Genomic DNA, 25,144 nt, shown 5'->3' on the forward strand with positions numbered 1-25,144 from the left:
GCACTCGAAGTGACGTTGTGGAAGCAGTATGATTTGCTACGTTATACGCTTTGAGTAATCACATTGCGTCAGTTCGAGTGTTTCGACTTTAGGAGAAGTGTATCGAGAACTCTTTAGCTCATGGCTTCTCGATACAATTTGTTCGTACACTCACAAATCACTCGAAGTGACGAAACGGAAGCAAAGTGTGAAATATTGGTTTTTAATTTATGAGTAAGCACATTGCGTCAGTTCGAGTGGTTCGACCTTGGGAGAACTGTATCGAGAACAGGTATGAGTATGCATTTTTTGAGTTTTAATTGGCTTCTCGATACAATTTGTTCGTACACTCACAAATCACTCGAAGTGACGAAAGGGAAGCAAAGTGTGAAATATTGGTTTTTAATATATGAGTAAGCACATCACGTCAGTTCGAGTGGTTCGACCTTGGGAGAAGTGTATCGAGAACCTATTTCATAAAAAAACTAAGTTCTTAAAACCCTCATTCGACGCTTCAAAAGCAAAAAAATCACCAACGATAACAGTCCAAAAACACTAAAGCCTATAAATAAAGGCAACACAGAAGTTGTAACAAAACTACCAATATAATTAGCAATAGGAACAGCCATTACTGTAGAGACAAATCCATTTATAGCAGCACCAATACCAGCAATATGACCTAAAGGTTCCATAGCTAACGACCGTAAATTCCCAAATAAGAAACCAATTGCAAAAAATTGTAATAAAAAGAAGGTGATTAAAACACCAATACTAGGGTTGTTACCAGAATAAAAAAGCACCACATACAACACCGAAACAATAACATAAGCAATAGTTGCAGTATATGCGATATTAAAAGATCCAAACCTAATCACCAGTCTGCTATTGGTAAAGGTCGCAAATCCAACCGAAAACGCAGTACTTGCAAAAATATAAGGAAACCATTCGCCCAATAGATATTGCTCTTGGAAAATTTGCTGAGACGTACTTAAATACACCATAAAAGAGCCTGTAATAAAACCAGATACTAATGTATAAGCAATAGCGTCTTTGTGTTTTATAAATTCTATTGTGCCTGTTATAAAAATGGAAGGTGTAAACTTTTTGCGATGTTCTGGCTTTAAAGTTTCGGGTTGACGTTGCCAAAACCACAGCACAATAAGTAATCCAATAATTAAGTTGGCATTAAAAATGGCTTGCCAATTAAAATAATCTAATAAAAGCTGTCCAAAAGTTGGTGCAATAATGGGTACAAGTATAAAAAACATCACTATTATAGAAAGCACTTTAGACATAAAATCACTACTATACGTATCTCGCGTCATAGCAATAGCTATGGTTCTTGGTGAAGAAAGACCAATGCCTTGGAAGATTCTACCAATAATCATAACCTCAAAACGTTTTGTAGTCACACAAACAATACTGGCAATCACAAAGACTATAAATCCAAAATACACCATTGGCTTGCGTCCAAAACTATCAGACAAAGGTCCAAACACCAATTGTCCAAAACCTAAACCCAAAAAAATCATAGTAATTAAAAGCTGATTATCGCTAGACTCAGTAACATTTAAAGCCGCTCCAATTTCTGGTAAAGCAGGCAGTAACGCATCGATAGATAAGGCTACAATAGACATCAAAGAGGCCATTAGTGCAATAAATTCGATTTTAAAAGTGGGTTTGTTTAGCATCGCGCAAAAGTAATTCAATTATTACCTATTTTTAGTCTTAATTACTAAAACTAACAAAATTTAATAATGCTTACAGAAACATTAATAGCACTTTTTAAAAGAGATTTAGAGAAGCTAAAAACAGAAATTAATCTTTATAAAAACGAATCTCATTTATGGTTAACTACAGATACAATTTCTAATTGTGCAGGCAACTTATGTTTGCACATTGTAGGCAATCTAAATCATTTTATAGGAGCAGAATTAGGCAATACAGGCTATGTAAGACAACGCGATTTAGAATTCTCGCAAAACAATGTGTCGAAAGTAGATTTAATTAGTGAAATTGATGCTGTTAAAAATGTTGTCGAAGAGACTTTAAAGCAACTAACTGCTGATGACTTACAACAAGAATACAGACGTCGCGTTTTTGAGGAAACTATGACTACGCAATTTTTCTTAATACATTTAACGATGCATTTAAGTTATCATTTAGGTCAAATAAATTACCACAGACGCTTAGTAGAATAGTATCTTTGCACAAAAAAGTACATGCAGCATTTTAAAGACGCTCCTAAAAATAAAACCAAACCCAAAGTTACCTTAAAACAAGCGTTTAAAACTATAATTTGGCCTAGACGTAAATTGGTGTTTTTAGGCTTAATCCTTATCGTAATTCGTAGTTTAGCAGGTTTTGTATTGCCATTACAAAGCAAAGTGTTGTTAGATGAGGTTGTACCAAATAAAGATTACAAGTTATTATACACTCTAATTATAATTGTAATTGCTGCCATTTTAGTGCAAGCAATAACGTCCTTTTTACTCACCAAAGTACTCAGTATCCAAGCGCAATATTTAATAAGTGAGTTAAGAGCACAAGTACAAAAAAAGGTATTGTCGTTACCTATTAGTTTTTTTGATAACACAAAATCAGGCGCTTTAGTGTCTCGAATTATGAGAGATGTTGAAGGTGTTCGAAATTTAATTGGAACAGGACTAGTACAACTCGTTGGTGGCTCTTTTACAGCCATTGTAACACTAGTTATATTACTAAGAATGAATGTTTGGATGACGCTCTCTACGTTTATTCCATTATCCATATTTGGAATTATAGCCTTAAAATCCTTCAAATATATTCGTCCTATTTTTAGAGCCAGAGGAAAAATTAGCGCAGAAGTAAAAGGACGTTTAACCGAAACCTTATCTGGTGTTCGCGTAATAAAAGCCTTTAATGCCGAAGACCAGGAAGCCAAAGTGTTCGAAAAAGGCGTAAACGATATTTTTATAAACGTAAAAAAGAGCTTAACAGCAACGGCTTTAATGACGAGTTCTTCGACATTCTTAATTGGTTTAGCAACTGTTGGGATTATGGGAATTGGTGGCCATTATATGATTAAAGGAGAAATAACTCCTGGTGATTTCTTGCAATTTACGTTTCTCTTAGCATTTATGGTCGCTCCAATTGTGCAAATGAGTAATATTGGAAGTCAGTTAACCGAAGCTTTAGCAGGTTTAGATCGTACGGAAGAACTTATGAATTTAGCTGCGGAAGAAGATGACGAAAACCGAACCATTGCTTTAGAAAACTTTAAAGGTGAAATAGAGTTTAACGATGTGTCTTTTGCTTACGAAGAAGGGAAACCTGTATTGCATAATATTAACTTTAAAGCAGCTTCTGGTTCTGTGATCGCTTTGGTTGGGAGTTCAGGTTCAGGGAAATCGACTATAGCAGGATTATCGGCTACGTTTTTAAATCCTAAATCTGGTCAAATTACTATTGATGGTGAAGATTTATCTAAAGTGAAACTAAAAAGCTTCAGACAACACTTAGGTGTAGTGTTGCAAGATGAGTTTTTATTTGAAGGCACTATACGTGAAAACATATTGTTTCCAAGACCAAATGCTACTGAAGCGCAATTACAAGCAGCAATTAAAGCCGCTTATGTTAATGAGTTTACAGACCGTTTTGATAATGGTTTAGACACCTTAATAGGCGAGCGAGGCGTGAAGCTTTCCGGAGGACAACGTCAGCGAATAGCCATAGCAAGAGCAATTTTGGCAGACCCAAAAATTATTATTTTAGACGAAGCGACTTCAAATTTAGACACCGAAAGTGAAGCATTAATACAGAAATCTTTAGCCGAACTCACTAAAAACAGAACCACTATTGTTATTGCTCACAGATTGAGTACAATACGTAAAGCCGATCAAATTTTAGTTATCGAAGCAGGTAAAATTGCTGAGCGTGGTAATCATGACGATCTTATAGCTTCCGAAGGACGTTATTACGATTTATATACGTATCAGGCGAAAATATAGAGCGTTTTTTAATTCAGTTTTGTGTCTTACAGAGGAATATTTCCATGCTTTCGCTTTGGTCTTTCTACGTCTTTCTTTTCTAACATAGCGAATGCTTTAATTAGTTTACGTCTTGTGTTTTTAGGTAAAATCACTTCATCTATAAAACCACGTTCTGCAGCACTATAAGGATTGGCAAATAACTTTGCGTATTCTGCCTCTTTTTCTTTCCATTTTTCTTCAGGGTTGTCGGCAGATTTTATTTCTTTTTTAAAAATGATTTCGGCAGCACCTTTTGCTCCCATAACTGCAATTTCTGCACTTGGCCAAGCAAAATTCATATCGCTACCAATGTGTTTTGAGTTCATTACATCGTAAGCGCCTCCATAAGCTTTACGTGTAATAACAGTAATTCTTGGTACTGTAGCTTCGCTAAAAGCGTATAACAATTTTGCGCCATGCACAATGATACCATTCCACTCTTGGTCTGTTCCTGGTAAGAATCCTGGTACATCTTCTAAAGTAAGCAACGGAATATTAAAAGCGTCGCAAAAACGAACAAATCGTGCTGCTTTTTTTGAGCTATTAACATCTAAAACACCTGCTAAAAATAATGGCTGATTGGCGACAATACCAATACTACGACCACCTAAACGTGCAAAACCAACAATAATGTTTTCGGCATAATCTTTATGGATTTCGTAAAATGAATCCTCATCGATTATACCAGCAATTACAGCATGCATATCATAAGGTTTGTTGGCATTATTTGGAATAATATTAGTTAAATTATCTCGTATTTCATCCTGTAAATTAAAAGGCAGTAGAGGAGGAGTTTCGGTATTATTTTGTGGTAGGTAACTTAATAACGTTTTTATATCTTCTAAGCATTCTACATCGTTAGAGGATGTTTTATGTGCTACTCCAGATTTGGTAGCATGTGTACTTGCACCACCTAGTTCTTCGCTTGTTACCTCTTCGTTAGTCACTGTTTTTACTACGTTTGGTCCAGTAACAAACATATAACTGGTTTGTTCTACCATAAGTGTAAAATCGGTCATTGCTGGCGAATATACTGCACCTCCAGCACAAGGTCCCATAATTGCTGAAATTTGTGGAATTACTCCTGAAGACTGCACGTTTTTATAAAATATATCTGCATAGCCACCAAGCGAACGTACACCTTCTTGAATACGTGCACCTCCAGAATCATTTAGCCCAATAATAGGAGCTCCAACTTTAAGTGCTAAGTCCATGACTTTACATATTTTTTCGGCATGAGTTTCTGATAATGAACCTCCAAATACAGTAAAATCTTGTGCAAACACATAAACCAGTTTTCCGTTTACTGTGCCATAACCTGTTACCACTCCATCGCCATAATACACTTGCTTCTCCATACCAAAATCTTTAGTTCTGTGCGTAACTAAAGCACCAATTTCTTCAAAAGAACCTTCGTCTAGCAAGTATAATACACGTTCTCTTGCTGTTAGTTTTTTCTTTTCGTGTTGTTTGTCTATCCTTGCTTGTCCTCCTCCTAAATGGGATTGTGCTAGCTTTTCGTTAAGAGTTTTTATTTTGGATTCCATTTTAGTTGCTTTTTTTCGCTATGGCACAAAAGGTGCAAAGCTGTAAATTGTTATTCTTTTGTTTGTTTTAAATTGAAATTTCACTTTTCTGAAGGCTGAGTATTGCTTACTTAATTTGGTGTTTTAAGAAGTTTTTGCTCTTCTAAATAGTGTTTTACAGCCACTAATGCTGCGATTTTAGCTTCGGTTTTTTGTTGTTCTAATAAGTGTTCTGGCGAGAAGTAGCGTTTTACAAAGTGCGTATCGTAATGACCGCTTTTAAACGCATCATGCTCACAAACAAAAGCTCCAAAAGGAAGCGTGGTTTGGATGCCTTCAATTTGATAATCGCTTATCGCTTTTAGCAGTAATGAAATAGCTTCCTCTCGTGTGTCTCCATAAGTAATTAATTTAGAAATCATTGGATCGTAATAGATTGGGATTTCCATACCTTCTTCAAACCCATTATCTACACGAATGCCTTTCCCTTCTGGTAATTTGTAAGTTTCTAGTGTGCCAACACTAGGTAAAAAATCGTTTAGCGGATCTTCTGCATACACTCGTAACTCAAGTGCATGACCAGAAATTTTTAAATCGTCTTGTTTTAAAGGGAGTTTTTCGCCTCTAGCCACTCGTATTTGTAACTCAACTAAATCGGTTTGTGTTATAATTTCTGAAACAGGATGTTCTACTTGTAAACGCGTATTCATTTCTAGAAAATAGAAATTATGCTCATCGTCTAATAAAAATTCAACAGTACCAGCTCCAACATAATCGCAAGCTTTAGCAACTCTAACAGCGGCTTCTCCCATTTCTGCTCTTAATTTGGGTGTTAATACAGTTGAAGGTGCTTCTTCCACAACTTTTTGGTGACGACGTTGGATGCTACATTCGCGTTCAAATAAATGAATTACATTGCCATGCGTATCTGCCATAACTTGAATTTCAATATGTCTTGGCGAGGTCACATATTTTTCGATAAATACAGAACCATCTCCAAAAGCATTTATGGCTTCGCTAATGGCACGATCCATTTGTGACTCAAATTCCGATTCTTTTTCTACAATTCGCATTCCTTTTCCGCCTCCTCCAGCAGAAGCTTTTACTAGTATTGGAAACCCAATAGTTTTGGCGATTTTTTTTGCTTCAGCTATATCTGTAATGGCTTCTTCTGTTCCTGGTACCATTGGAATATCGTAATTTTTAACGGCGTCTTTTGCTGCTAATTTACTTCCCATTATTTTTATGGCCTTAGATTTTGGACCAATAAAAATGATATTATTGGCTTCGCAAAGCTCTGCAAACGCTGCGTTTTCGCTTAAAAACCCATAACCAGGATGTATAGCATCTACATGAAGTTGTTTTGCGACTTCTATAATTTTATCTCCTAATAAATAAGATTGGTTAGAAGGTGCTTCGCCAATTAAAACGGCTTCGTCTGCAAATTTAACATGTGGTGATTGCCTATCTATTGTAGAGTACACAGCCACAGTTTTTATTCCCATTTTTTTTGCAGATCGCATAACACGTATGGCGATTTCTCCTCTATTTGCTACTAGTATTTTTTTCATCGATAAATGTGTTTATCGTTCCCTTAAAAAAGAGAATCTTTTTTATAGTTTTTTTACAGCTACAAAACTTATAAAGTCTTTAAGCATCGTTGTATTTTTATTCAAATTCAATTAGTAAATCATTTTTATCTACTGCGTCACCTTTTGATACACCAATAGATTTAATAACTCCAGCTCTTGGCGAGCTTAGTACGTTTTCCATTTTCATGGCTTCAAGAATTAAAAGCGCATCATTTTCTTTGACTTCTTGTCCAATTTTAACATTGATTTCTAATATTAATCCAGGCATTGGCGCGTTAATACTATTTACAATTTTAGCAGCGCCAATTTCAAATCCCATATTTTTAATTAGAATATCTAATTCGTTATTAATGAGAATGTTGTATTTGTTATTGTTAACTTTTACTTGATATGTTTTTTTATTGAGATTTACTTCCGTTATCTCTGCTTTAAAAGAAGAGTTATTCTGTAAAACATGAAATTTAGAATCAGAAACTGAAATAGCATCTAGATCTAAAACTTCTTTTGTAGTTAAGTCAAACTCGTTAGAATTATTGACTTTCACCTTAAATATTTTATTCATTTTTATTGTTTTAAAATACGAGTAAATATATGTATAAAATAGAAAACCATTTAACCTATTAAATTATTTTAATCTAAGTTTATAGTAACTACGTTTTTTTTCTTTTACCTATTATTTGTAATCTAAATAAAGTTTTAAAGCGTATATAATGTGTGAGTGAAAATAGTATATTTGCATTTCCCTCCAAATCAATAAAACAAAGACGATGAAAAAGAGTATCTTAATTTTTGCCTACTTAATTATACAACAAAGTTTTTCACAAGATTTATCGCAAGGATATATTGCTAACGACTTGGTTCAACATCCAATGCAGCCTTTGGCAAAACCAAGTTATTTACAATCGGTAACAGACCCTTCTTTTCCGAGTACACAAATACGACGTATCACTGAAGCGACACCAGGAAATTTTATTGTACCAATGTATAATACTATACAATCTTGGAATGCAGACGAAAGTCTTTTAATTGTTTATGGAGGTGGAGTACACCAACTACTAAATGGACAGAATTACACTTTTATTAGAAATTTAACTGATATTAATCCAGACGACTTAGAAGGAGTGTTTTGGTCGTTTACAGATCCAAATGTGTTGTTTTATTTGGATAACAACAACGATAATTTGTACAGTTATAATGTGCAAACACAGGTTAAAACTGTAATTGTTAATATTAGAACTGTTAGTAGTTGTCCTACGTCTGATGGACTTACTGGTGGAAACGATATCCAAATGATGTCTTGGGATAATGATGTGTTTACATTTAGGTGTGGTAATACTGCTGCTTATTATTATAGAATATCTACAAGTACGTTAACGCAATTTAATATTGCAAACATTAACTATACTGCTCCAATGCCTTTTCCTAGTGGTAATCTATTTCATCATCGTGGTAATGTGTATGATGCTAATGGAGATTTTGTACGTGCTTTAAATATGGATAATGTTGCAGAACATAAGTGTATTGGTAAATTAAGTAATGGAGATGATGCCATTTTTGCAATTGCTTTTGAGCAAGGACCAAATGGAGATTGCCAAGGCACATTAGTTGCGCATAATGCAACAAATGGGAATTGTTTTTCTGTAACGCCAACCTCTGATTATGGATACCCAAAATCAGGAACACACATGTCTGCCTTAGCACATAAAAATAATGAAGGTGGTTGGGTTGCAGTGTCTAGTTTAGGTTATCAAAGAGATGGCGTACAAATTTTAGATCAGGAATTGTTTATTGCTAAAGTGAATGAGACTGATGCAGATGTGTATAGAGTGGCTCACCATAGAAGTGACGAAGACGATATTGATTATTGGGGCGAACCACATGTTACTATTAGTCCAACAGGTACAAGATTGCTTTTTGGTAGTGATTGGAGTGGAACAGAAGATGGTATATCTATAGATAGTTATGTGGCTGAATTAAATAGTTTTACATTATCTACCACAAACACAAGCACTATTTCTAATTCTGAAATTAAATTAATTACTAATTTAGAAGCGCAAATTGTAGAAGTGTTTTCTAATATTGAAAGCGAAATAGTATATGAAATATTTAATACTAATGGACAATCTATTGCACAATCTAAGCTAAATGTGGATAATCGTATAGACGTTTCTACGTTATCTAGTGGCTTATATTTTGTGAAATTTTTGAGTGCTAATGGCACTCAAACGTTACGTTTTATCAAGTAATCACATCTTTAAAATAAGAATTGTTTTGATGTCTTTTTATAGCTTTTCTGGAGAGGATTATACCTATAAATAAGGAGACAAAGGCTCCAACCCAAATACCAGGAACGAACTGTATAAATAAAAAGAAATCGTAAGCACCATGAAAAATAATAGCGAGTAGTAAACCTGTTAGGTTTACTACTATTCTATTGTTTGAAAACTTTGCTTTTCCCATAAAATAACCCATTAAAATACCAAAAGTAGCATGCGCAGGAACAGCTGTAAAAGCTCTTAATAAGGCTGTAGCTGCGCCACTTTCTAGCACATACATTATATTCTCTGTTGCTGCAAAACCCATAGAAACTAGCACTGCGTAAACAATGCCATCAAAAGGCTCGTTAAATTCTTTATGTCTTTGAGCAAATAGTAAAACAATTAAGTACTTACTTAACTCCTCGGAAAACCCAACAACAAAAAAGGCTTGTATAAATTGCTGATAAACACTTTTTCCGTTGGTTAGTGGCACAGTATATTCAAAAAACACGTATAGTAAAGTGGTGATTAAAATACTAACTACAGCACCTAAAATAAAAGCGATTAGTAGTAGTTTTTTGGGTTCCTTTTCGTATTTATCTTTTATATAAATGTAAAGGATAATAACAGCGATAGGAGCAAGCGCATAGATTAATAATTCCATGCCACGAATTTAGAAAAATAAATTTAAACAATGTTGTCATCCAGAGAAATGAGGAACGAATGACGTAGGAATCTCATTACTCCAGTTTTTAATTTAAAAATTAGATTCTCACGCTTTTTTTATTGAAAAAGCTCAGAATGACAGCTGCTACTTAAATTTTATAAAGCTTGTCAGTTTGAGTGAAATTGTTTTTACAATTTTGTATTGAGAACCACTATGGTTATTATTTCAATTGTTTTTGAATACTATTAATCACAAACTCATAATACTTCCTATTGCTTGCTACAAAATGACCATTTGTTTCTGAGGATTCTAAAAGCTTTATAAATGCTTCAGTTGAAACTAATTTTAAAGCTTCAACTTCTTCTTTTTGAGGTATGAGTTGATTGATGTCAACTTTCAATTCAGCTATAAAAGTGTGGTGAAATTCATTGTCTATAATGCCGTTAGGATACGACTGAAAGCACTCGAAAATACCAATTTTTATAAGATTATCTTCAGAAATAGTTAAACCAATCTCTTCTTTGATTTCCCTTACTGCACCAGATTTTAAAGTTTCGCCAGCATCAATATGTCCTGCTACACTAACGTCCCAAAGTAATGGACAAATTACTTTAGAAGCTGCACGTTGTTGTAAAAGTACTTCACCTTTGTTTGTGTAAAACCAAACATGCGCTGTGTTGTGGTAATAGCCTTTGGTGTGGATTTCACTTTTTAAAGCAGATGTTCCTGTTGGTTCTCCTGTTTTTGTTACAATATCTATTCGTTCTTCAGTCATCATTAAAAAAGCCTCAAAAGAGGCTTGTATTTTATTAAATTATGTTTAAAAACTTATTCAAAATAACTAAACGTATCACCATCTTCAATTTTAAGAAGCGTTTCATAAATCATTTTAATTACATTTTCAACATCATCTCTATGTACCATTTCTACAGTTGTATGCATGTAACGTAAAGGCAATGAGATTAGTGCAGAAGCAACTCCACCATTACTATACGCAAAGGCATCAGTATCTGTTCCTGTTGCTCTAGATAATGCAGAACGTTGGAAAGGGATCTTTTTAGCTTCAGCAGTATCTGTAATTAAATCTCTTAGTTTTTGCTGTACTGCAGGCGCATAAGCAACTACAGGACCTTTGCCAATTTCTAAAGCACCAGCTTTTTTCTGCTCAATCATTGGAGTAGTGGTATCATGCGTAACATCAGTAACAATGGCAACGTTTGGCTTAATGGTTTGTGTAATCATTTCTGCGCCACGCAAACCAATTTCCTCTTGAACAGAGTTAGTGATATACAATCCAAAAGGTAAAGTTTTTTTATTTTCTTTAAGTAAACGTGCCACTTCTGCTATCATAAATCCTCCCATTCTGTTATCTAAAGCACGACACACAAACTTGTCTTTGTTTAAAATATGAAACTCGTCTGGATAAGTAATGACGCAACCAACATGCACTCCTAGTTTTTCTACTTCTTCTTTAGTAGCACAACCTGTATCAATAAAAATATTATCTGGTTTAGGCGCTTTTTCGTTAGCTTTATTTCTGGTATGTATTGCTGGCCATCCAAAAACACCTTTTACAATGCCATTTTTAGTGTGGATATTTACAATTTTACTTGGTGCAATTTGGTGATCACTTCCTCCATTTCTAATCACGTAAATTAACCCATTATCGCTAATATAGTTTACGTACCACGAAATTTCATCGGCATGACCTTCAATAACCACTTTGTATTTTGCTTTTGGATTTATAACACCAACTGCAGTACCATAAGTATCTGTAATAAACTCATCTACATAAGGTTTTAGATAGTCCATCCAAATTTTTTGGCCTTCCCATTCGTAGCCAGTAGGAGAGGCGTTATTTAAATATTTTTCTAAAAAATCTAAAGATTTTTTGTTAAGTATGCTCTTTTTTGCCATTTGAATTATTTTTTTGTCTAAAATAATAATATTAATAGTAAATTAAGAGTTTACAGTGCGTAAATTATTAATTTTACTTCATCTTATTAAACTGAAGATTTTAAAATTGATTATAATCTTGTTTGGTACGGTTTTAGCATAAACTTTATTAATGAAAATTTTAACCTACATACTATTACTAATCCCTTGTTTTATACTCGCTCAAGAAGATGAGATTGAGCAAGACTCTACATTAATAGAGTATATGATTATTGAAGGTGATTCCATACCAAAACTAGCTATAGATTTAGATGAAGTGATGTTACTTAAAAAGCTAACTTTTGCTAATAAAGAAGACCGCAGACGCTATTTAATATTAAGACGAAAAACTTTAAAAGTGTACCCTTATGCTAAGTTAGCTTCGGAAAGATTAGAAGCTTTAACAGCGCGTTTAAACACATTAGAAAGTAGAAGAAAAAAGAAACAGTACGCAAAAAAAGTACATAAATATATAGAAGAAGAATTCTCGGCAGAATTAAAAAAACTAACACGTACCGAAGGTCAAATACTTATAAAACTTATCCATAGGCAAACAGGCAAAACTACCTTTGATTTAATTAAAGAGTTGCGTAATGGTTGGCGAGCTTTTTGGTTTAATAATACCGCAAGTTTATTCGATATTTCGTTAAAGCGCAAATTTAATCCTGAAGCTGTAGAAGAAGATTATTTAATTGAAGACATTTTACAACGTAATTTTCAAAGTGGAAGATTAGTGAAACAGCCAGCTGCAATTCCTTTTGATTTTTACGAGTTGACTAAAAAATGGAAAACGAGTAAAACAGTAAATGCAAATTAATGCGAATACAGTCTCCTTTTGAAGAAAAACTAAACGCTTGGTCGCATGGTTTAGGAGCGCTTTTTGGAGTGGTAGGCTTAGTTTTATTAATTGTTTTTGAAACAAATAAAACTGAATTTAGTCTGTTTAGTGTAATTGTTTACGGACTTTCAATTGTAGTTCTCTTCATAGCCTCTACAATTTACCATTCGGTTTCTAACGAAAAAAAGAAACATTATTTTAGAATCTTAGATCATATAAGTATTTACTTGCTCATTGCAGGTACCTACACACCAGTACTGTTAATCCTATTACCAGATAGTTTAGGCTGGACTTTATTTTATGTGGTGTGGAGCATTGCAGCCTTTGGCGTATTCCTAAAGCTTTTCTTTACAGGTAAGTTCGAAACATTTTCCACATTATTATACTTAGTAATGGGTTGGCTAATTGTTTTTGATTTTTCTACTCTATCCGAGCGTATGGACTCTAATGGTATTTTATTACTGTTTGCAGGAGGTTTGGCTTATACTTTAGGTATTGTTTTTTACGTAGTTGAGAAAATACCTTACAACCATGTTATTTGGCATTTATTTGTTTTAGCAGGTGCCATTTTCCACTTTTTTATGGTTTTATTTTATGTAATTTAGTATTTAATTTACTGAATTACAATTATATACGTGATTTTTTATTTCCGTATTTCTACCTATATATACATGGTGCATTCATTTTAAATTTGTAACAGAATCAAAAAACATAATATTTCGATTGAGTAGCTACTATTTATTTTTTTTTTGATTTTATAATCGCAATTAATTAATCTAAAAAATCAAAAATTATGAACAATCAAACACAACAAGTCGAGCCATTATCGTATAAAGTTCTAGTTACAGAAAAAGGCTCTTGGCTACATCCTGCTGGATCAAATTTCTTATTTGCTTACATTGATAAAACTTGGGATGCTAATACAGTTGCAGCTGTTAAAAAAGCGTATGAAGATGCACTTTTAATGTCTTCTAAAATTAAAAAGGCCGTTTTAGATACTAGTGGACAAACAGTTGTAAATGGTCTGTATTTGTTAGACCGAACTGCAATGACTAAAGCTATGAACCATGTTGATGGTATGGGAGAAACATCTGTGGACGAACACGAAAAAAATGGTTCCGGAACTGCTGTAAGCATTACTAAAGAGTTTTTTAAAGTTATTTTAGGCGGACTTGGTGGAGACCTTGAGCCTATGTTAAGTTACTTAACCACACAAATGGGAGAAGTACAAGCGCAAACCCGAAAAACCCATATAACTAATGCTTTTGGGATTACTGTAGGTTTAATATCTATAATGCCAGTTTTAGACGTACCAGTAGTGACTTTTCAATATGCTTATTCCTCGCAAGAAACTAGCGAATGGTTTACAAAAGTGCTATGCGTAGAAACCGATCATTATGACTACGATTATAAGTTTACTGTAGTAAATTACAACTACAATAAACCTGCTTAATTAGTTATAAATGCAATAAAAATGCGATAGACTTAAGGGTGTATCGCATTTATATATTTATAGTTTTTTTTCTATTTTAAGAAGCGTATTCCAGTTTCTTGTTGTTATGTTTTTGCCAAAATGCTGTTCTAAAAATTGCATTGCTTTTGGTGTTTTGTATTTAGAAACGTCTAAAATCCAGGCTATAGTATTAATTCTGTTTTCCACTAGTTTAAAAGAAGAATCTTTACTTTTCCAAGGTAGTTGTAGAGTTGTTTTAACTTGAGTGTTTGTAGGGCCTGCTAAAAACGACACATAAAACCTAGTATCTTTAGTAATTTCATAATCTTTAAAAGGTGAATTTTGAAGGAGATTTACAATAGCTTTAGCAGTTCTAACAAGCACAGGAATTGCAAACCCAAAAACAGTCTCTAAGTGATTAGCTATTAATGATTCAAGTTCTGTAGTGTTAGTTTCTGAAGTTTTAAATATTACATTTCCTGAGTTTAAAATTGTGATTACATCTTTTAATTCTAGACTTTCTAATTCTTTTTTTAAAATAGCCATTGGTACTTTGTGGTGAGCTCCAACATTTATTCCTCTTAAAAATAGTACGTAGGTAGTATTCATAAATGCAAAAGTTTAATCTATCAAAAAATCTTCATAATCCTTAAAAAACGCTTCAAATTTTGGCATAGTTTCATTAAAAAACAACATCACGTCTTGCCAAGAGTTTTTATTGTGTATAGAGGCTTTTTGTGTAAAAGGGACATAAATACGAGAGAGTTCTTTACCATTATCTAAAACGTACTCTTCTTCAAAAATAGCTTCAGGTAAATACTCAGTAAGTAAAATTTGTTTTAAGCTTTGTAATTTATCCCAGTATTTTATGCGATTCTCTAAATCGTCTTCCAAATCTAAAGTGACAAAAGCGCGTTTAGTATCAAAATAAAATTTAAAACTAAACCCTTTAATCTTAGTATTATACAATATCCAATTATTAGGAAAAGATTTTCCAAAGCTAGTCCAAAATAATTCTCGTATTTGTTTAGATTCCTCTTTGCTAAACATGTTTTATATAAAATAAGCAATTGCAATTGCTGCGATAATGGTTAATAATTTGGTTAAATTAAACTTATGGCCTTCATTACTTTCAAATAAAATAGTAGTAGATATATGTAAAAATATACCAATTACAATCGCAGAAATTTCGTTGTAATACTCTTGTAAAAAGGGGACTTCTTTAGAGAGCAACACACCTAAAGGCGTCATTAAAGCAAATAGAATTAAAAACAGCATTACCTTAGTTTTACTCAGTTTAGAAGCCAAGAAAAAAGTAGCCAAAATTATAGCAACTGGTAGTTTATGGATAATTATGCCATAAATTAAATGATCGTGCGCATCAATAGGAATACCCTCTAAAACGCTATGAATACTTAAACTAATAAACAATAACCAAGGAAAATTAGTGTTGCTTTTGTCTAAATGTACGTGACCATGTTCTGCTCCTTTTGAGAAAAACTCCAACAGTATTTGCAACAAAATACCAACCATAATAAACAATCCAATAGTTTTAGGGTTGGTGTTGCTTGTAAACACTTCTGGTAAAAAACTAAACACAGTAATAGAGAGCAAAAAAGCACCACTAAATGCTAATAGTAATTTTAAGTTTTTATTCTGTTTAGGTTTTAAAATCAAAACGATTAAAAAGCCGATAACTACAGAAAGTATAGGTAAAATAAAGTTTTGCATTATTTAAAAATCATAATTAATCGTTGCGATGTTTTTTTGTGAAATTTATTTAATTTATAGTCACCAAAAGCATCCAATAAATACACGCCAGCCTGTTCAAAAAGGCTTTCAAAATCACTTAAAGTTAAGGCTCTTACACGTTCCTGAAACGCAAAGTCTTCGCCATTAATAGTAAAACTAATATCTTTAATAATATAACCGTTTTCAACTTTTCTTTTTTGCCTAAAGGTAATGCCTTCAACCGTTTTAGAGTCTTCTTCAACTAAATTATCTATCACATAATCTGCATTCATAAAGTCAATAACACCAAAGCCATATTCATTTAAATTAGCCTTTATCGCTTTAATTGTTTTTAAGTTATCGGCTTCATTTTCAAAATATCCAAAACTGGTAAATAAGTTAAAAACAGCATCAAATTCTTCACCAAAAGGTGTGCACATATCGTGGACTTTAAAACGCAAATTTTCGTTCTCAAATTGCTTGGCATGTGCAATACTGTTTTCAGATAAATCCACACCAGTTACATTGTAACCAATACTATTTAAGTAAATAGAATGTCTGCCTTTACCACAAGCCAAATCTAAAATTTTACCATTATCTGGCAAATTTAAATACTGCGTTAAATTATGCATAAACGTTTCCGCCTCCTCATAATCTCTATCCTTGTATAAAATGTGATAAAATGGCGTATCAAACCACGATGTGTACCATTTTTCTGTATTGTTATTCATAATTTAGTCCTGATAAAGCAGGCACTTTGTTAGTTTTTATAGAGTTCCCTTTTGTTGTTTAGGCAACAAAAGGTCAGGCTTTTCGCAGTCGCTCTTTGCAAGGAGCTCCAACAATGCTACAATCCTTAACTCAATTATCGATTAAGGTCGTGTTTACCGCAAAAATAGATTATTTTTGTAATGTATTAGTTGAAAAATAGTATGAATAATTACAAAATGATAGCCAAAACCATTTTTGGTTTTGAAGAGTTACTAGCAAAAGAATTAACACAGCTAGGCGCAATGCACGTAAAAGTAGGTGTGCGTAATGTGAGCTTTGAAGGCGATAAAGGGTTTATGTACAAAGCAAATTTAGCGTTGCGAACAGCTGTAAAAATCCTAAAACCAATACATAGTTTTAGAATAAAAACCGAAGAGGATTTATACAAAAATATTTATAAAATGGACTGGTCTCAGTACATGAAAGCCTCTGGATCGCTAGCTATAGATGCCACAGTAAATTCCGAAGTATTTACACATTCCTTATATATAGCACAAAAAACTAAAGATGCCATAGTCGATAAATTTAGAGACACAGAGCAAGTACGACCAGATGTAGATTTAAAATTCCCAGACTTAAAAATTAATATTCATATAGACCGAAATACCTGTAATGTATCGTTAGACAGTTCTGGAGATTCGCTACACAAGCGTGGTTACAAAACAGCTACTAATATTGCGCCAATAAACGAAGTTTTAGCAGCAGGATTAATAATGCTTTCTGGTTGGGATGGACAGTCCGATTTTATGGATCCAATGTGTGGAAGTGGAACTATTTTAGCAGAAGCTGCAATGATAGCCTGCAACATACCACCAAATTTAATGCGTAAAGAATTTGCTTTTGAGCGTTGGAGTGATTGGGACGTAGAGCTATTTGAAAAAATTGAAGAGTCTCTATTAACCAAAACCAGAGATTTCCATCATAAAATTTTAGGGTTTGACAAGTCGCCAAGCGCAGTTACAAAAGCAAAAGAAAATTTAAAAAATGCGCATTTAGATGAATTTGTAAATATTAGGCACGAAGATTTTTTTAAAACCCAAAAAGCAGGAGAAAACTTTTTGCACATGGTGTTTAATCCACCTTATGGAGAGCGATTAGATATAGATATGGAGCAATTTTATGCAGATATTGGAAGCACGTTAAAACATGGCTATCCAGGAACTCATGCTTGGCTAATTACTTCAAATTTAGATGCTTTAAAACACGTTGGTTTAAGACCGTCGCGTAAAATTAAATTATTTAATGCTAAATTAGAATCGCGCTTAGTAAAATACGAAATGTACGAAGGCAGCAAAAAAGCAAAGAAAAATAATTACACTAATTAGGAGTTACATTTAAAATGAAAACCAAACGCTTAAAATCCTTAGTAAATTTAGGTTTGCTTTTAGCGTTTCCGTTGCTTATTTTATTAAGTATTGGCTGGATTTTAATACCTCACAATAGTGATTATCTTAGGGAAGTTATAGCTTTTGGACTCTTAACCAGTATTGGCTATTTCTTTTTATTTTTATTTCATTCTAAAAAAGTTAGAGCAGTTGTTTTTTATTGTTTTTACTTTTTGTTATCTGTTTTGATTGTAATAAAGCTCAGTTTTTATTACCACTACAATGTTAAATTAAGTGCTTCAGCTTTGTATGTGATTTTTGAAACTAATGGCGTAGAGGCTCGCGATTTTTTATCTCAATTTTTAGATTCTAAAGTGCTATTATTAGTAGGTTTAGTCGCTTTACCTTATGTATTTTATATATTAAACACGAATTTTAAAAATTGGGTAAACGCTGTTATAGCGAACGATTTTTTATTAAAACCAGTAGTACTCAATGCTATTCCTCTGGTGGTAATTGCATTTTCAATTTATCAAATAGAATTGCGATTTCAAGCTTATAATTTATTAACAACGACTTATAATTCTTATAAGGATTATAGAGTGACAAAAACACTTTTAAAGGAGAGTTTATCGAAGCCTGAAAGTAAATATGTACAAGTTGAAAACCAAGCAGAAGCACCTCAAACACATGTTGTAATTATTGGAGAATCAACCTCTAAATGGCACATGCAATTGTATGGTTATGAGCGCGAAACAAATCCGGAATTGAGTAAATTAAAAGACGAATTGCTAATTTTTAAAGATGTGATAACAACAAATACACATACTATATTGGCATTGGATAAAATATTGACGTTCTCGGAGTTTTCAGAACCTAATAAAAAGGACAATACTTCGATTATACAATTAGCAAACCAAGCAGAATTTACAACCTATTGGCTATCTAATCAACGGCCAATTGGAATGCACGAAGCGGTTTCTACGCAAATAGGAACTGCTGCAGATTACGAGTATTTTATGACTACAGAAAACACTAATGACGCTACTTTAGATGAGAAGCTTTTGCCACAACTAGATAGTATTTTAAAAGATGCTGAATCTAAAAGAATTATTTTTATTCATTTGGCAGGAACTCATAGTGTTTACGACAATCATTATCCAGAAAATTATGCTCATTTTAAAGGAAAAATTACTTCTAAAACAACTCATCAATCAAATATTATCAATACGTATGATAATGCCATACGTTATAACGATTTTATAGTTAGCGAAATCATTAAAAAAATAAAAGCGTTGGACACTAATAGTTATGTGGTTTATTTTTCGGATCATGGAGACGAAGTTTACGATACTATTGATTTTGCAGGTCACAGCGAATATCACGCTACTGCTCCAATGTACGACGTGCCATTTGTTGTTTGGTTATCTAAAACTTATAAAAAGGAAAACGATACAGATAGTATGCAAAATTATACCAATAGAAAGTACATATTAGAAGATTTCCCATATAGTTTTAGTGAGTTAAGTACAATTAAATTTGAAGGTTTTGAGGCCTCAAAAAGTATTTTTAATGCGCAGTTTGTTGAAAAACCAAGACTAATTAAACAAGGAGAGGATTATGACAAGAGGTAAAAAAATATTTTTTAGTGTTGGACTAATTCTATTAATAGGCTATTTGTATAACTACAGTCCAAGACGCATTGAATTTTTAGGTCATTACGATAAAATATTTGCACATAGAGTAAATAGTACCGAAAAACTTAAGTCTGCACTCAACTATTTTAATGGTGTGGAATTAGATTTAGTTTTTGATATTACAACACATACTTTTGAGGTTAACCATCCACCAGCAACCTCTATTAATTTAAATTTTAAAACGTATTTAGAATGTATTGAAGTTGGTAAATATCCCTTTTTATGGTTAGACATTAAAAACTTAAATGAAACAACACAAGATGCTATTTTAGAAAAACTAAATGTGTTGTTAGAAAGCAGAAACTACTCTAAAAACAAGGTGTTAATTGAGTCTAGAAACCCAAACGCGCTCTTAAAATTTAGAGAATTTGGTTATAAAACAAGTTATTATTTGCCTCCAAAGCTATATCTTAAAACAGAAAAGGAATTAACTAGTATTATTAATGAAATAGAGTCTATAATAAAGCTTCATTCAAATCTTGGAATATCAACAAGTATAAAGGATTACGATATAATCGCTCAACATTTTCCTGACAAAACAAAATATATTTGGGCAATCTCTAACGCTTATAATTCTCAATATAAAGAAGTAAGAACAGTATTAAATGATAGCTCTGTAAAAATTGTATTATCTCAATTTAATGCTATTAAAGGAAATCGTTAGTAATTTGTTTCTAAACTCTTTGTGTGATGCTCTATATGGTAAATCGTCCACATTAATAATTCTCTTACAGGCATTTTTCCCATTAATGGATGCGGAAGCACGTAAGTATCTAAATCTTTATCGCTCCACTTTTTTAGGGTTTTATATTGCAACTTTTTGTTTTCTGTTTGCAATCTATCCATAAGATATTTTTTGTCTTTTAACTTAGGGACTTTCATATTTTTAGAAGGTCCAAAAGTAGTGTCTTTTGTTTCATCTAACTTTTCGTTATAACGTTTTACAACAGTAGTAAAATTCCTGACGCTTCTGTTTGTTTTACCAAATTTGTAACGTAACAAGAATTTAGGCATGCTTAACGCAGTATTCATTGGCTTTAAGCTTTGCAAAATGTGTAGTGCTTGCTGTCCTGTTGTCCATTTTCCTTCAGGACCAGTTTCCCAAAGCTCTTCGTCTTGGTTAGAGAGAAATTGTAGTAAATTGTTATGTGCTTTTTCTAACTTTACTGCAATATCATCTTTGTGCATTATTTTTTCTTTTTAAATATAGGAATAAGATACGAAATATTATAGGCATAACCAACACCAAATCGGCCACTATCGTAAGTTCTATTAAAGCCTGGAACATATAGATTTTCGAAACCTGCTGGTTGATCTTGCGAAATCATACCTTTTAATTGCACATTGGCTCCAATAAATAGATTGTTTAATACTTCGGCTTTTATGCCTAATTGTAATTCTATCCAAATAGCTGTTAAACCTTTAAACTCTTCATTATTATTAGCAGTAAATTGTGGTTGCCAATATTGATTTTGCGAGTACACTGAGTAGTTGTTTAAGGTTTGGCTAAATGAGGAAGTGCCTACTCTAAAGCCACTGTAAATCATGTTTTCCATGTCTAGCCAATTGGTGTACATGTTGTAGTCTAAACCTGCTTTTAAATAGCTTCCTTTAGTAGTCGTTTTAATATACTCATTATCTACAATTTTTTCTTCTGTACCTAATTCACCAGCGATATACCAGTTTTCGGTTACTCTATAATCACCATTTATTTCAAATGCTTTATAGTCTTCTTCTATAAACGATCGTACTAATTTACTTAAATCTAGACCAAGTCGTAAACCATATTTTTGTTCAATATTTATAGAGTCTTTAACAACTTCGTTAGTGTCTTGAGCTTGTAATCCAAAACAAAAACACAATGCAAATAATAAACTAGTGCTGTATGTTATAATGTGTAATTGCTTCATTAGTAATTGTTTGGTTATTGTTAGCATTTTCAACTATAGTTATCCAATTGTCTGCGTCTGGTACAACTTCAAAAGAGATAATATTAAATACGGTTTTAAATCCACAAGCTCTAGAGACATAAATTTCTTGGGTTGTGTAAGTAATATTTATAAGGTCTTCATTACCAGTATTAAAATCGTCTGATGTGTCATCTGGAGTGTCATTATCGTCAATGGCAAACCCTCTATACATACTATAAGAGGTCGTTAACTCGTTATTAGCATTAACATCGCCAGTTGTTTTTAAAGGCAATAGTACTTGGTTTTTGTTTACGACATTAAAACCTTCTAAAACGTTATCATTTCCTATGCCTTGTACTCTTAAACCCACAACGTTTTTAAAATCTTCTGGACTTAATACATCTAAAAAATCGACCACAAGTCTAGGAGTAGTGGCTTCATTATCCGAACAAATATCATCCCTTTCGCAAGTAATGAAAGAGAGAGAAAGTAGGAGGAGTAATAGTATTTTTTTCATGGTATTATCTTTTTTCTAAAAGCACAATATTTTCGACATGATGTGTTTGCGGAAACATATCTACAGCCTGCGTTTTAGTCACTCTATAAGTAGCATCTAGTAAAGCCAAATCTCTAGCTTGTGTTGCGCTATTGCAACTTACATAAACTATTTTGTTTGGCGCAATGTTTAATATTTGATTAACAACATCTTTATGCATACCATCGCGTGGTGGATCTGTAATAATCACATCTGGTTGGCCATGCGTATTAATAAACTCTTGGTTAAAAACAGTTTTCATGTCTCCAACATAAAACTCAACGTTTTTAATGCCGTTAAATTGTGCGTTTTCTTTAGCAGCAGATATAGCATCTGGTACAGCTTCAACTCCAACGACTTTTTTTGCTTGTTTGGCAACAAATTGAGCAATTGTTCCTGTACCTGTGTATAAATCGTAAACCAATTCGTCTCCTTTTAAATCTGCAAAATTTCTGGTAAGCTTATACAATTCGTAAGCCTGAGCTGAGTTTGTTTGGTAAAACGATTTGGCATTAATTTTAAATTTAAGACCTTCCATTTCTTCAAATATATGATCGTTTCCTTTAAAACAAATAACGTCTTGATCGTAAATAGTATCGTTTGCTTTTTGGTTAATTATATATTGTAATGAAGTTATTTCTGGGAAGTTTTCAGCAATATAATTAAGTAATAATTCGCGTTTTTCTTTATCCTCTTTAAAAAACTGAACAACAACCATTACATCACCTGTGGAAGACGTACGAATCATTAGCGTACGCAGCAAACCTGTTTGATTACGTGTGTTAAAAAATTCCAAGTTGTTGGTCACTGCAAAGGTTTTAATTGCATTTCTAATAGCGTTAGAAGGATCACGTTGTAAGTGGCATTTATTTATGTCTAAAATTTTGTCCCACATTCCAGGAATATGAAAACCCAATGCGTTTCTATCTCCTAAATCCTTATCACTTTGCACCTCTTCTAAAGTAAGCCAACGACTATCGCTAAAAGAGAATTCCATTTTATTTCTATAAAAATACTGCTCTGCAGCACCTAAAATAGGAGTGACTTCTGGTAAGTTTATATGTCCAATTCTGGTTAAATTATTGGTAACTTCCTTTTGTTTGTAGTGCAATTGATGCTCGTAAGCCATGTCTTGCCATTTACAACCACCACAAGTTCCAAAATGCTCACAAGCTGGTGTTGTGCGCTTGTCTGATAGTTTATGGAATACAGTAGCTTTACCTTCAAAATAGGCCTTTCGTTTTTTAAATGTTTGCACATCTACAATATCTCCAGGTACTGCATTTGGTAAGAATATAACTCTTCCGTCTGGTGCTTTTGCAATGGTTTTTCCTTTTGCTCCAGCATCGATAACCTCGACGTTTGTAAATACTTGTTTTTTAGATTTTCTTCTTGACATAGGTGCAAAAGTAAGCAAAGGATTTACTATTTACGAGTTTAGAATTACGATTTTTTTACTTCATTATATATTTCGTTTAAAATGAAATTAAAAAATTTTTAATACCAGTTTTATTTATTAATTTGCAAGTCTTAGGGATGATTTCTTTCCCACGCTGAATTTTCGACACTTCGAAAGGAAAAAGGTAGAGTAGGAATGGATATTTTATTCATTAATTAACACATTAAAAAATGGCTGTTTTAGACCAATTAACATCGCAACAAGCGATGGATTTAGAAAACAAGTATGGAGCGCACAATTACCATCCGCTTCCAGTAGTATTAAGTAAAGGTGATGGTGTTTATGTTTGGGATGTAGAAGGCAAAAAGTATTACGACTTTTTATCTGCCTATTCTGCAGTAAACCAAGGACATTGCCACCCAAAAATAGTTGGAGCTATGGTTAACCAAGCTCAAACTCTAACTTTAACATCGCGTGCATTTTATAATGATATGCTTGGTAAGTTTGAAAAATATGCTACAGAAACATTTAATTTCGATAAGTTACTACCAATGAATACTGGAGCAGAAGCTGTAGAGACGGCTTTAAAGCTATGTAGAAAATGGGCTTATGAAGTAAAAGGAATAGATGAAAATGAAGCTGAAATTATTGTTTGCGAAAACAACTTTCATGGACGTACCACTACAATTATTTCGTTTTCTAACGATCCTGTTGCGCGTAAAAATTTTGGACCTTACACTAAAGGATTTATAAAAATTGAATATGATAATCTAAACGCTTTAGAAGATGCGTTAACTAAGAATAAAAACGTTGCAGGTTTTTTAGTAGAGCCTATACAAGGTGAAGCAGGTGTTTACGTACCTTCTAAGGGATATTTGGCAAAAGCAAAAGCACTTTGCGAAAAGCATAATGTATTATTTATTGCAGATGAAGTACAAACTGGTATTGCAAGAACAGGTCGCTTATTAGCCACTTGTGGCGATTGTAGTTGTGCAGATAAGCATTGCTCTGATACACCAGAAGTAAAAGCAGATATACTTATTTTAGGTAAAGCCTTGTCTGGTGGAGCCTATCCTGTAAGTGCTGTTTTAGCAAATAACGCTATAATGGATGTTATTAAACCTGGAAATCATGGAAGTACATTTGGTGGTAATCCTGTTGCAGCAGCTGTAGGAATTGCTGCATTAGAAGTGATTAAAGACGAAAATTTAGCACAAAATGCGTTTGATTTAGGCGAATTGTTTAGAGCAGAAATGTCTAAGTTTATAGAAACCTCAACTATTGTAAGTACAGTAAGAGGGAAAGGATTATTAAATGCTATTTTAATAAATGATACGGAAGATAGTGATACCGCTTGGAACATCTGTTTAGCATTACGCGATAATGGGTTATTAGCAAAGCCAACGCATGGTAATATTATACGTTTTGCTCCTCCTTTAGTGATGAATAAAGAACAACTATTAGATTGTGTCTCTATTATCACAAAGACGTTAAAACAATTTGAGAAGTAATCTCAAC

General features: G+C 33.0%; 25 protein-coding genes. 10 read left to right on the forward strand and 15 right to left on the reverse strand.

The window, feature by feature from the left end:
- Positions 1 to 464: 464 nt before the first annotated feature.
- Positions 465 to 1,670 (reverse strand): multidrug effflux MFS transporter, encoded by a 1,206-nt coding sequence (locus ACVC5O_RS09760; RefSeq protein WP_452221332.1) that lies wholly within the window; start codon positions 1,668 to 1,670, stop codon positions 465 to 467.
- A gap of 66 nt (positions 1,671 to 1,736) precedes the next feature.
- Here ACVC5O_RS09760 and ACVC5O_RS09765 point away from each other — a divergent pair, with 66 nt between their 5' ends.
- Together ACVC5O_RS09765 and ACVC5O_RS09770 are read left to right on the forward strand one after the other, a co-directional pair.
- A complete protein-coding gene (locus ACVC5O_RS09765) occupies positions 1,737 to 2,180 on the forward strand; it encodes a DinB family protein (RefSeq protein ID WP_452221293.1) in 444 nt (147 codons plus the stop codon).
- A 21-nt stretch (positions 2,181 to 2,201) separates the two neighbouring features.
- A complete protein-coding gene (locus tag ACVC5O_RS09770) occupies positions 2,202 to 3,968 on the forward strand; it encodes an ABC transporter ATP-binding protein (protein ID WP_452221294.1) in 1,767 nt (588 codons plus the stop codon).
- Between the two features lie 26 nt (positions 3,969 to 3,994).
- Here the strand turns inward: ACVC5O_RS09770 and ACVC5O_RS09775 are convergent, their stop codons facing one another.
- From ACVC5O_RS09775 to ACVC5O_RS09785, 3 genes are all read right to left on the reverse strand, one after another.
- On the reverse strand, positions 3,995 to 5,536 hold the full coding sequence (locus ACVC5O_RS09775) for an acyl-CoA carboxylase subunit beta (RefSeq protein WP_452221295.1): 1,542 nt from the start codon (positions 5,534 to 5,536) through the stop codon (positions 3,995 to 3,997).
- Positions 5,537 to 5,646: 110 nt separating this feature from the next.
- Positions 5,647 to 7,086: an acetyl-CoA carboxylase biotin carboxylase subunit gene (gene accC, locus ACVC5O_RS09780; RefSeq protein WP_452221296.1), complete on the reverse strand. Its 1,440-nt coding sequence runs from the start codon at positions 7,084 to 7,086 to the stop codon at positions 5,647 to 5,649.
- Positions 7,087 to 7,183: 97 nt separating this feature from the next.
- The gene (locus tag ACVC5O_RS09785; protein WP_452221297.1) at positions 7,184 to 7,669 is read right to left on the reverse strand and encodes an acetyl-CoA carboxylase biotin carboxyl carrier protein subunit; all 486 of its coding nucleotides are present in this window, start codon (positions 7,667 to 7,669) and stop codon (positions 7,184 to 7,186) included.
- A gap of 205 nt (positions 7,670 to 7,874) precedes the next feature.
- On the opposite strand from ACVC5O_RS09785, the gene ACVC5O_RS09790 reads away from it, so the two are divergent.
- Positions 7,875 to 9,353 carry a T9SS type A sorting domain-containing protein gene (locus ACVC5O_RS09790; protein ID WP_452221298.1) on the forward strand — a complete coding sequence of 493 codons (1,479 nt, stop codon included), beginning with the start codon at positions 7,875 to 7,877 and terminating at the stop codon, positions 9,351 to 9,353.
- Here ACVC5O_RS09790 and ACVC5O_RS09795 read toward each other — a convergent pair.
- The 3 genes from ACVC5O_RS09795 to ACVC5O_RS09805 all read right to left on the reverse strand — a co-directional run bounded on the left by ACVC5O_RS09795 (position 9,346) and on the right by ACVC5O_RS09805 (position 11,949).
- Complete coding sequence (locus tag ACVC5O_RS09795; protein ID WP_452221299.1) at positions 9,346 to 10,029, reverse strand: PrsW family intramembrane metalloprotease; 684 nt, start codon at positions 10,027 to 10,029, stop codon at positions 9,346 to 9,348. The two genes, ACVC5O_RS09790 and ACVC5O_RS09795, sit on opposite strands and share 8 nt — an antisense overlap.
- Before the next feature lie 223 nt (positions 10,030 to 10,252).
- On the reverse strand, positions 10,253 to 10,810 hold the full coding sequence (locus ACVC5O_RS09800; RefSeq protein ID WP_452221300.1) for an NUDIX hydrolase: 558 nt from the start codon (positions 10,808 to 10,810) through the stop codon (positions 10,253 to 10,255).
- 50 nt (positions 10,811 to 10,860) lie between these two features.
- Positions 10,861 to 11,949: a M42 family metallopeptidase gene (locus tag ACVC5O_RS09805; protein ID WP_452221301.1), complete on the reverse strand. Its 1,089-nt coding sequence runs from the start codon at positions 11,947 to 11,949 to the stop codon at positions 10,861 to 10,863.
- A 151-nt stretch (positions 11,950 to 12,100) separates the two neighbouring features.
- Between ACVC5O_RS09805 and ACVC5O_RS09810 the strand changes: the two genes are divergently transcribed.
- The 3 genes from ACVC5O_RS09810 (at position 12,101) to ACVC5O_RS09820 (ending at position 14,258) form a co-directional block, all read left to right on the forward strand.
- Entirely contained in the window at positions 12,101 to 12,784 is a 684-nt protein-coding gene (locus ACVC5O_RS09810) for a DUF4294 domain-containing protein (RefSeq protein WP_452221302.1), read from the forward strand.
- Complete coding sequence (trhA, locus tag ACVC5O_RS09815) at positions 12,784 to 13,410, forward strand: PAQR family membrane homeostasis protein TrhA (RefSeq protein WP_452221303.1); 627 nt, start codon at positions 12,784 to 12,786, stop codon at positions 13,408 to 13,410. Before ACVC5O_RS09810 ends, trhA begins: the two co-directional genes overlap by 1 nt.
- A gap of 188 nt (positions 13,411 to 13,598) precedes the next feature.
- Complete coding sequence (locus ACVC5O_RS09820; RefSeq protein ID WP_452221304.1) at positions 13,599 to 14,258, forward strand: hypothetical protein; 660 nt, start codon at positions 13,599 to 13,601, stop codon at positions 14,256 to 14,258.
- A gap of 57 nt (positions 14,259 to 14,315) precedes the next feature.
- On the opposite strand, the gene ACVC5O_RS09825 is transcribed toward ACVC5O_RS09820, so the two are convergent.
- The 4 genes from ACVC5O_RS09825 to ACVC5O_RS09840 are packed head-to-tail and all read right to left on the reverse strand — an operon-like array spanning position 14,316 to position 16,720.
- Entirely contained in the window at positions 14,316 to 14,867 is a 552-nt protein-coding gene (locus ACVC5O_RS09825) for a DUF1697 domain-containing protein (protein WP_452221305.1), read from the reverse strand.
- Positions 14,868 to 14,879: 12 nt separating this feature from the next.
- Positions 14,880 to 15,308 (reverse strand): DUF4268 domain-containing protein, encoded by a 429-nt coding sequence (locus tag ACVC5O_RS09830; protein WP_452221306.1) that lies wholly within the window; start codon positions 15,306 to 15,308, stop codon positions 14,880 to 14,882.
- A 3-nt stretch (positions 15,309 to 15,311) separates the two neighbouring features.
- Positions 15,312 to 15,989, reverse strand: coding sequence for a ZIP family metal transporter (locus ACVC5O_RS09835; RefSeq protein WP_452221307.1), 678 nt, complete (start codon positions 15,987 to 15,989; stop codon positions 15,312 to 15,314).
- The gene (locus ACVC5O_RS09840) at positions 15,989 to 16,720 is read right to left on the reverse strand and encodes a methyltransferase domain-containing protein (protein WP_452221308.1); all 732 of its coding nucleotides are present in this window, start codon (positions 16,718 to 16,720) and stop codon (positions 15,989 to 15,991) included. Before ACVC5O_RS09840 ends, ACVC5O_RS09835 begins: the two co-directional genes overlap by 1 nt.
- A 201-nt stretch (positions 16,721 to 16,921) precedes the next feature.
- Between ACVC5O_RS09840 and ACVC5O_RS09845 the strand changes: the two genes are divergently transcribed.
- The 3 genes from ACVC5O_RS09845 to ACVC5O_RS09855 are packed head-to-tail and all read left to right on the forward strand — an operon-like array spanning position 16,922 to position 20,446.
- Positions 16,922 to 18,085 (forward strand): THUMP domain-containing class I SAM-dependent RNA methyltransferase, encoded by a 1,164-nt coding sequence (locus tag ACVC5O_RS09845; RefSeq protein WP_452221309.1) that lies wholly within the window; start codon positions 16,922 to 16,924, stop codon positions 18,083 to 18,085.
- A 14-nt stretch (positions 18,086 to 18,099) separates the two neighbouring features.
- Positions 18,100 to 19,719: a sulfatase-like hydrolase/transferase gene (locus ACVC5O_RS09850; protein ID WP_452221310.1), complete on the forward strand. Its 1,620-nt coding sequence runs from the start codon at positions 18,100 to 18,102 to the stop codon at positions 19,717 to 19,719.
- Positions 19,706 to 20,446: a hypothetical protein gene (locus ACVC5O_RS09855; protein WP_452221311.1), complete on the forward strand. Its 741-nt coding sequence runs from the start codon at positions 19,706 to 19,708 to the stop codon at positions 20,444 to 20,446. The genes ACVC5O_RS09850 and ACVC5O_RS09855 overlap by 14 nt, the downstream gene beginning before the upstream one ends.
- On the opposite strand, the gene ACVC5O_RS09860 is transcribed toward ACVC5O_RS09855, so the two are convergent.
- The 4 genes from ACVC5O_RS09860 to rlmD are packed head-to-tail and all read right to left on the reverse strand — an operon-like array spanning position 20,443 to position 23,626.
- Positions 20,443 to 20,970, reverse strand: a complete 528-nt coding sequence (locus ACVC5O_RS09860) for a DinB family protein (protein WP_452221312.1) — start codon at positions 20,968 to 20,970, stop codon at positions 20,443 to 20,445. The genes ACVC5O_RS09855 and ACVC5O_RS09860 overlap by 4 nt on opposite strands.
- On the reverse strand, positions 20,970 to 21,692 hold the full coding sequence (locus tag ACVC5O_RS09865; protein ID WP_452221313.1) for a DUF6048 family protein: 723 nt from the start codon (positions 21,690 to 21,692) through the stop codon (positions 20,970 to 20,972). The genes ACVC5O_RS09860 and ACVC5O_RS09865 overlap by 1 nt, the downstream gene beginning before the upstream one ends.
- The gene (locus ACVC5O_RS09870) at positions 21,658 to 22,209 is read right to left on the reverse strand and encodes a DUF6452 family protein (RefSeq protein WP_452221314.1); all 552 of its coding nucleotides are present in this window, start codon (positions 22,207 to 22,209) and stop codon (positions 21,658 to 21,660) included. Before ACVC5O_RS09870 ends, ACVC5O_RS09865 begins: the two co-directional genes overlap by 35 nt.
- Before the next feature lie 4 nt (positions 22,210 to 22,213).
- The gene (gene rlmD, locus ACVC5O_RS09875; RefSeq protein WP_452221315.1) at positions 22,214 to 23,626 is read right to left on the reverse strand and encodes a 23S rRNA (uracil(1939)-C(5))-methyltransferase RlmD; all 1,413 of its coding nucleotides are present in this window, start codon (positions 23,624 to 23,626) and stop codon (positions 22,214 to 22,216) included.
- 230 nt (positions 23,627 to 23,856) lie between these two features.
- On the opposite strand from rlmD, the gene rocD reads away from it, so the two are divergent.
- Complete coding sequence (rocD, locus tag ACVC5O_RS09880; protein WP_452221316.1) at positions 23,857 to 25,137, forward strand: ornithine--oxo-acid transaminase; 1,281 nt, start codon at positions 23,857 to 23,859, stop codon at positions 25,135 to 25,137.
- Positions 25,138 to 25,144 lie beyond the last annotated feature (7 nt).

Source organism: Lacinutrix salivirga, from assembly GCF_053604675.1.

Excerpts from the sequence above, each read along its gene's own strand:
- ACVC5O_RS09840 (WP_452221308.1), bottom strand. The coding sequence starts at position 16,720 with ATGAATAACAATACAGAAAAATGGTACACATCGTGGTTTGATACGCCA.
- ACVC5O_RS09865 (WP_452221313.1), bottom strand. The coding sequence starts at position 21,692 with ATGAAGCAATTACACATTATAACATACAGCACTAGTTTATTATTTGCA.
- ACVC5O_RS09760 (WP_452221332.1), bottom strand. The coding sequence starts at position 1,670 with ATGCTAAACAAACCCACTTTTAAAATCGAATTTATTGCACTAATGGCC.
- ACVC5O_RS09835 (WP_452221307.1), bottom strand. The coding sequence starts at position 15,989 with ATGCAAAACTTTATTTTACCTATACTTTCTGTAGTTATCGGCTTTTTA.
- rocD (WP_452221316.1), top strand. The coding sequence starts at position 23,857 with ATGGCTGTTTTAGACCAATTAACATCGCAACAAGCGATGGATTTAGAA.
- ACVC5O_RS09790 (WP_452221298.1), top strand. The coding sequence starts at position 7,875 with ATGAAAAAGAGTATCTTAATTTTTGCCTACTTAATTATACAACAAAGT.
- trhA (WP_452221303.1), top strand. The coding sequence starts at position 12,784 with ATGCGAATACAGTCTCCTTTTGAAGAAAAACTAAACGCTTGGTCGCAT.
- ACVC5O_RS09860 (WP_452221312.1), bottom strand. The coding sequence starts at position 20,970 with ATGCACAAAGATGATATTGCAGTAAAGTTAGAAAAAGCACATAACAAT.
- ACVC5O_RS09825 (WP_452221305.1), bottom strand. The coding sequence starts at position 14,867 with ATGAATACTACCTACGTACTATTTTTAAGAGGAATAAATGTTGGAGCT.
- ACVC5O_RS09800 (WP_452221300.1), bottom strand. The coding sequence starts at position 10,810 with ATGATGACTGAAGAACGAATAGATATTGTAACAAAAACAGGAGAACCA.
- ACVC5O_RS09855 (WP_452221311.1), top strand. The coding sequence starts at position 19,706 with ATGACAAGAGGTAAAAAAATATTTTTTAGTGTTGGACTAATTCTATTA.
- ACVC5O_RS09765 (WP_452221293.1), top strand. The coding sequence starts at position 1,737 with ATGCTTACAGAAACATTAATAGCACTTTTTAAAAGAGATTTAGAGAAG.
- ACVC5O_RS09845 (WP_452221309.1), top strand. The coding sequence starts at position 16,922 with ATGAATAATTACAAAATGATAGCCAAAACCATTTTTGGTTTTGAAGAG.
- accC (WP_452221296.1), bottom strand. The coding sequence starts at position 7,086 with ATGAAAAAAATACTAGTAGCAAATAGAGGAGAAATCGCCATACGTGTT.
- ACVC5O_RS09795 (WP_452221299.1), bottom strand. The coding sequence starts at position 10,029 with ATGGAATTATTAATCTATGCGCTTGCTCCTATCGCTGTTATTATCCTT.
- ACVC5O_RS09785 (WP_452221297.1), bottom strand. The coding sequence starts at position 7,669 with ATGAATAAAATATTTAAGGTGAAAGTCAATAATTCTAACGAGTTTGAC.
- ACVC5O_RS09775 (WP_452221295.1), bottom strand. The coding sequence starts at position 5,536 with ATGGAATCCAAAATAAAAACTCTTAACGAAAAGCTAGCACAATCCCAT.
- ACVC5O_RS09830 (WP_452221306.1), bottom strand. The coding sequence starts at position 15,308 with ATGTTTAGCAAAGAGGAATCTAAACAAATACGAGAATTATTTTGGACT.
- ACVC5O_RS09850 (WP_452221310.1), top strand. The coding sequence starts at position 18,100 with ATGAAAACCAAACGCTTAAAATCCTTAGTAAATTTAGGTTTGCTTTTA.
- ACVC5O_RS09770 (WP_452221294.1), top strand. The coding sequence starts at position 2,202 with ATGCAGCATTTTAAAGACGCTCCTAAAAATAAAACCAAACCCAAAGTT.
- ACVC5O_RS09870 (WP_452221314.1), bottom strand. The coding sequence starts at position 22,209 with ATGAAAAAAATACTATTACTCCTCCTACTTTCTCTCTCTTTCATTACT.
- rlmD (WP_452221315.1), bottom strand. The coding sequence starts at position 23,626 with ATGTCAAGAAGAAAATCTAAAAAACAAGTATTTACAAACGTCGAGGTT.
- ACVC5O_RS09805 (WP_452221301.1), bottom strand. The coding sequence starts at position 11,949 with ATGGCAAAAAAGAGCATACTTAACAAAAAATCTTTAGATTTTTTAGAA.
- ACVC5O_RS09820 (WP_452221304.1), top strand. The coding sequence starts at position 13,599 with ATGAACAATCAAACACAACAAGTCGAGCCATTATCGTATAAAGTTCTA.
- ACVC5O_RS09810 (WP_452221302.1), top strand. The coding sequence starts at position 12,101 with ATGAAAATTTTAACCTACATACTATTACTAATCCCTTGTTTTATACTC.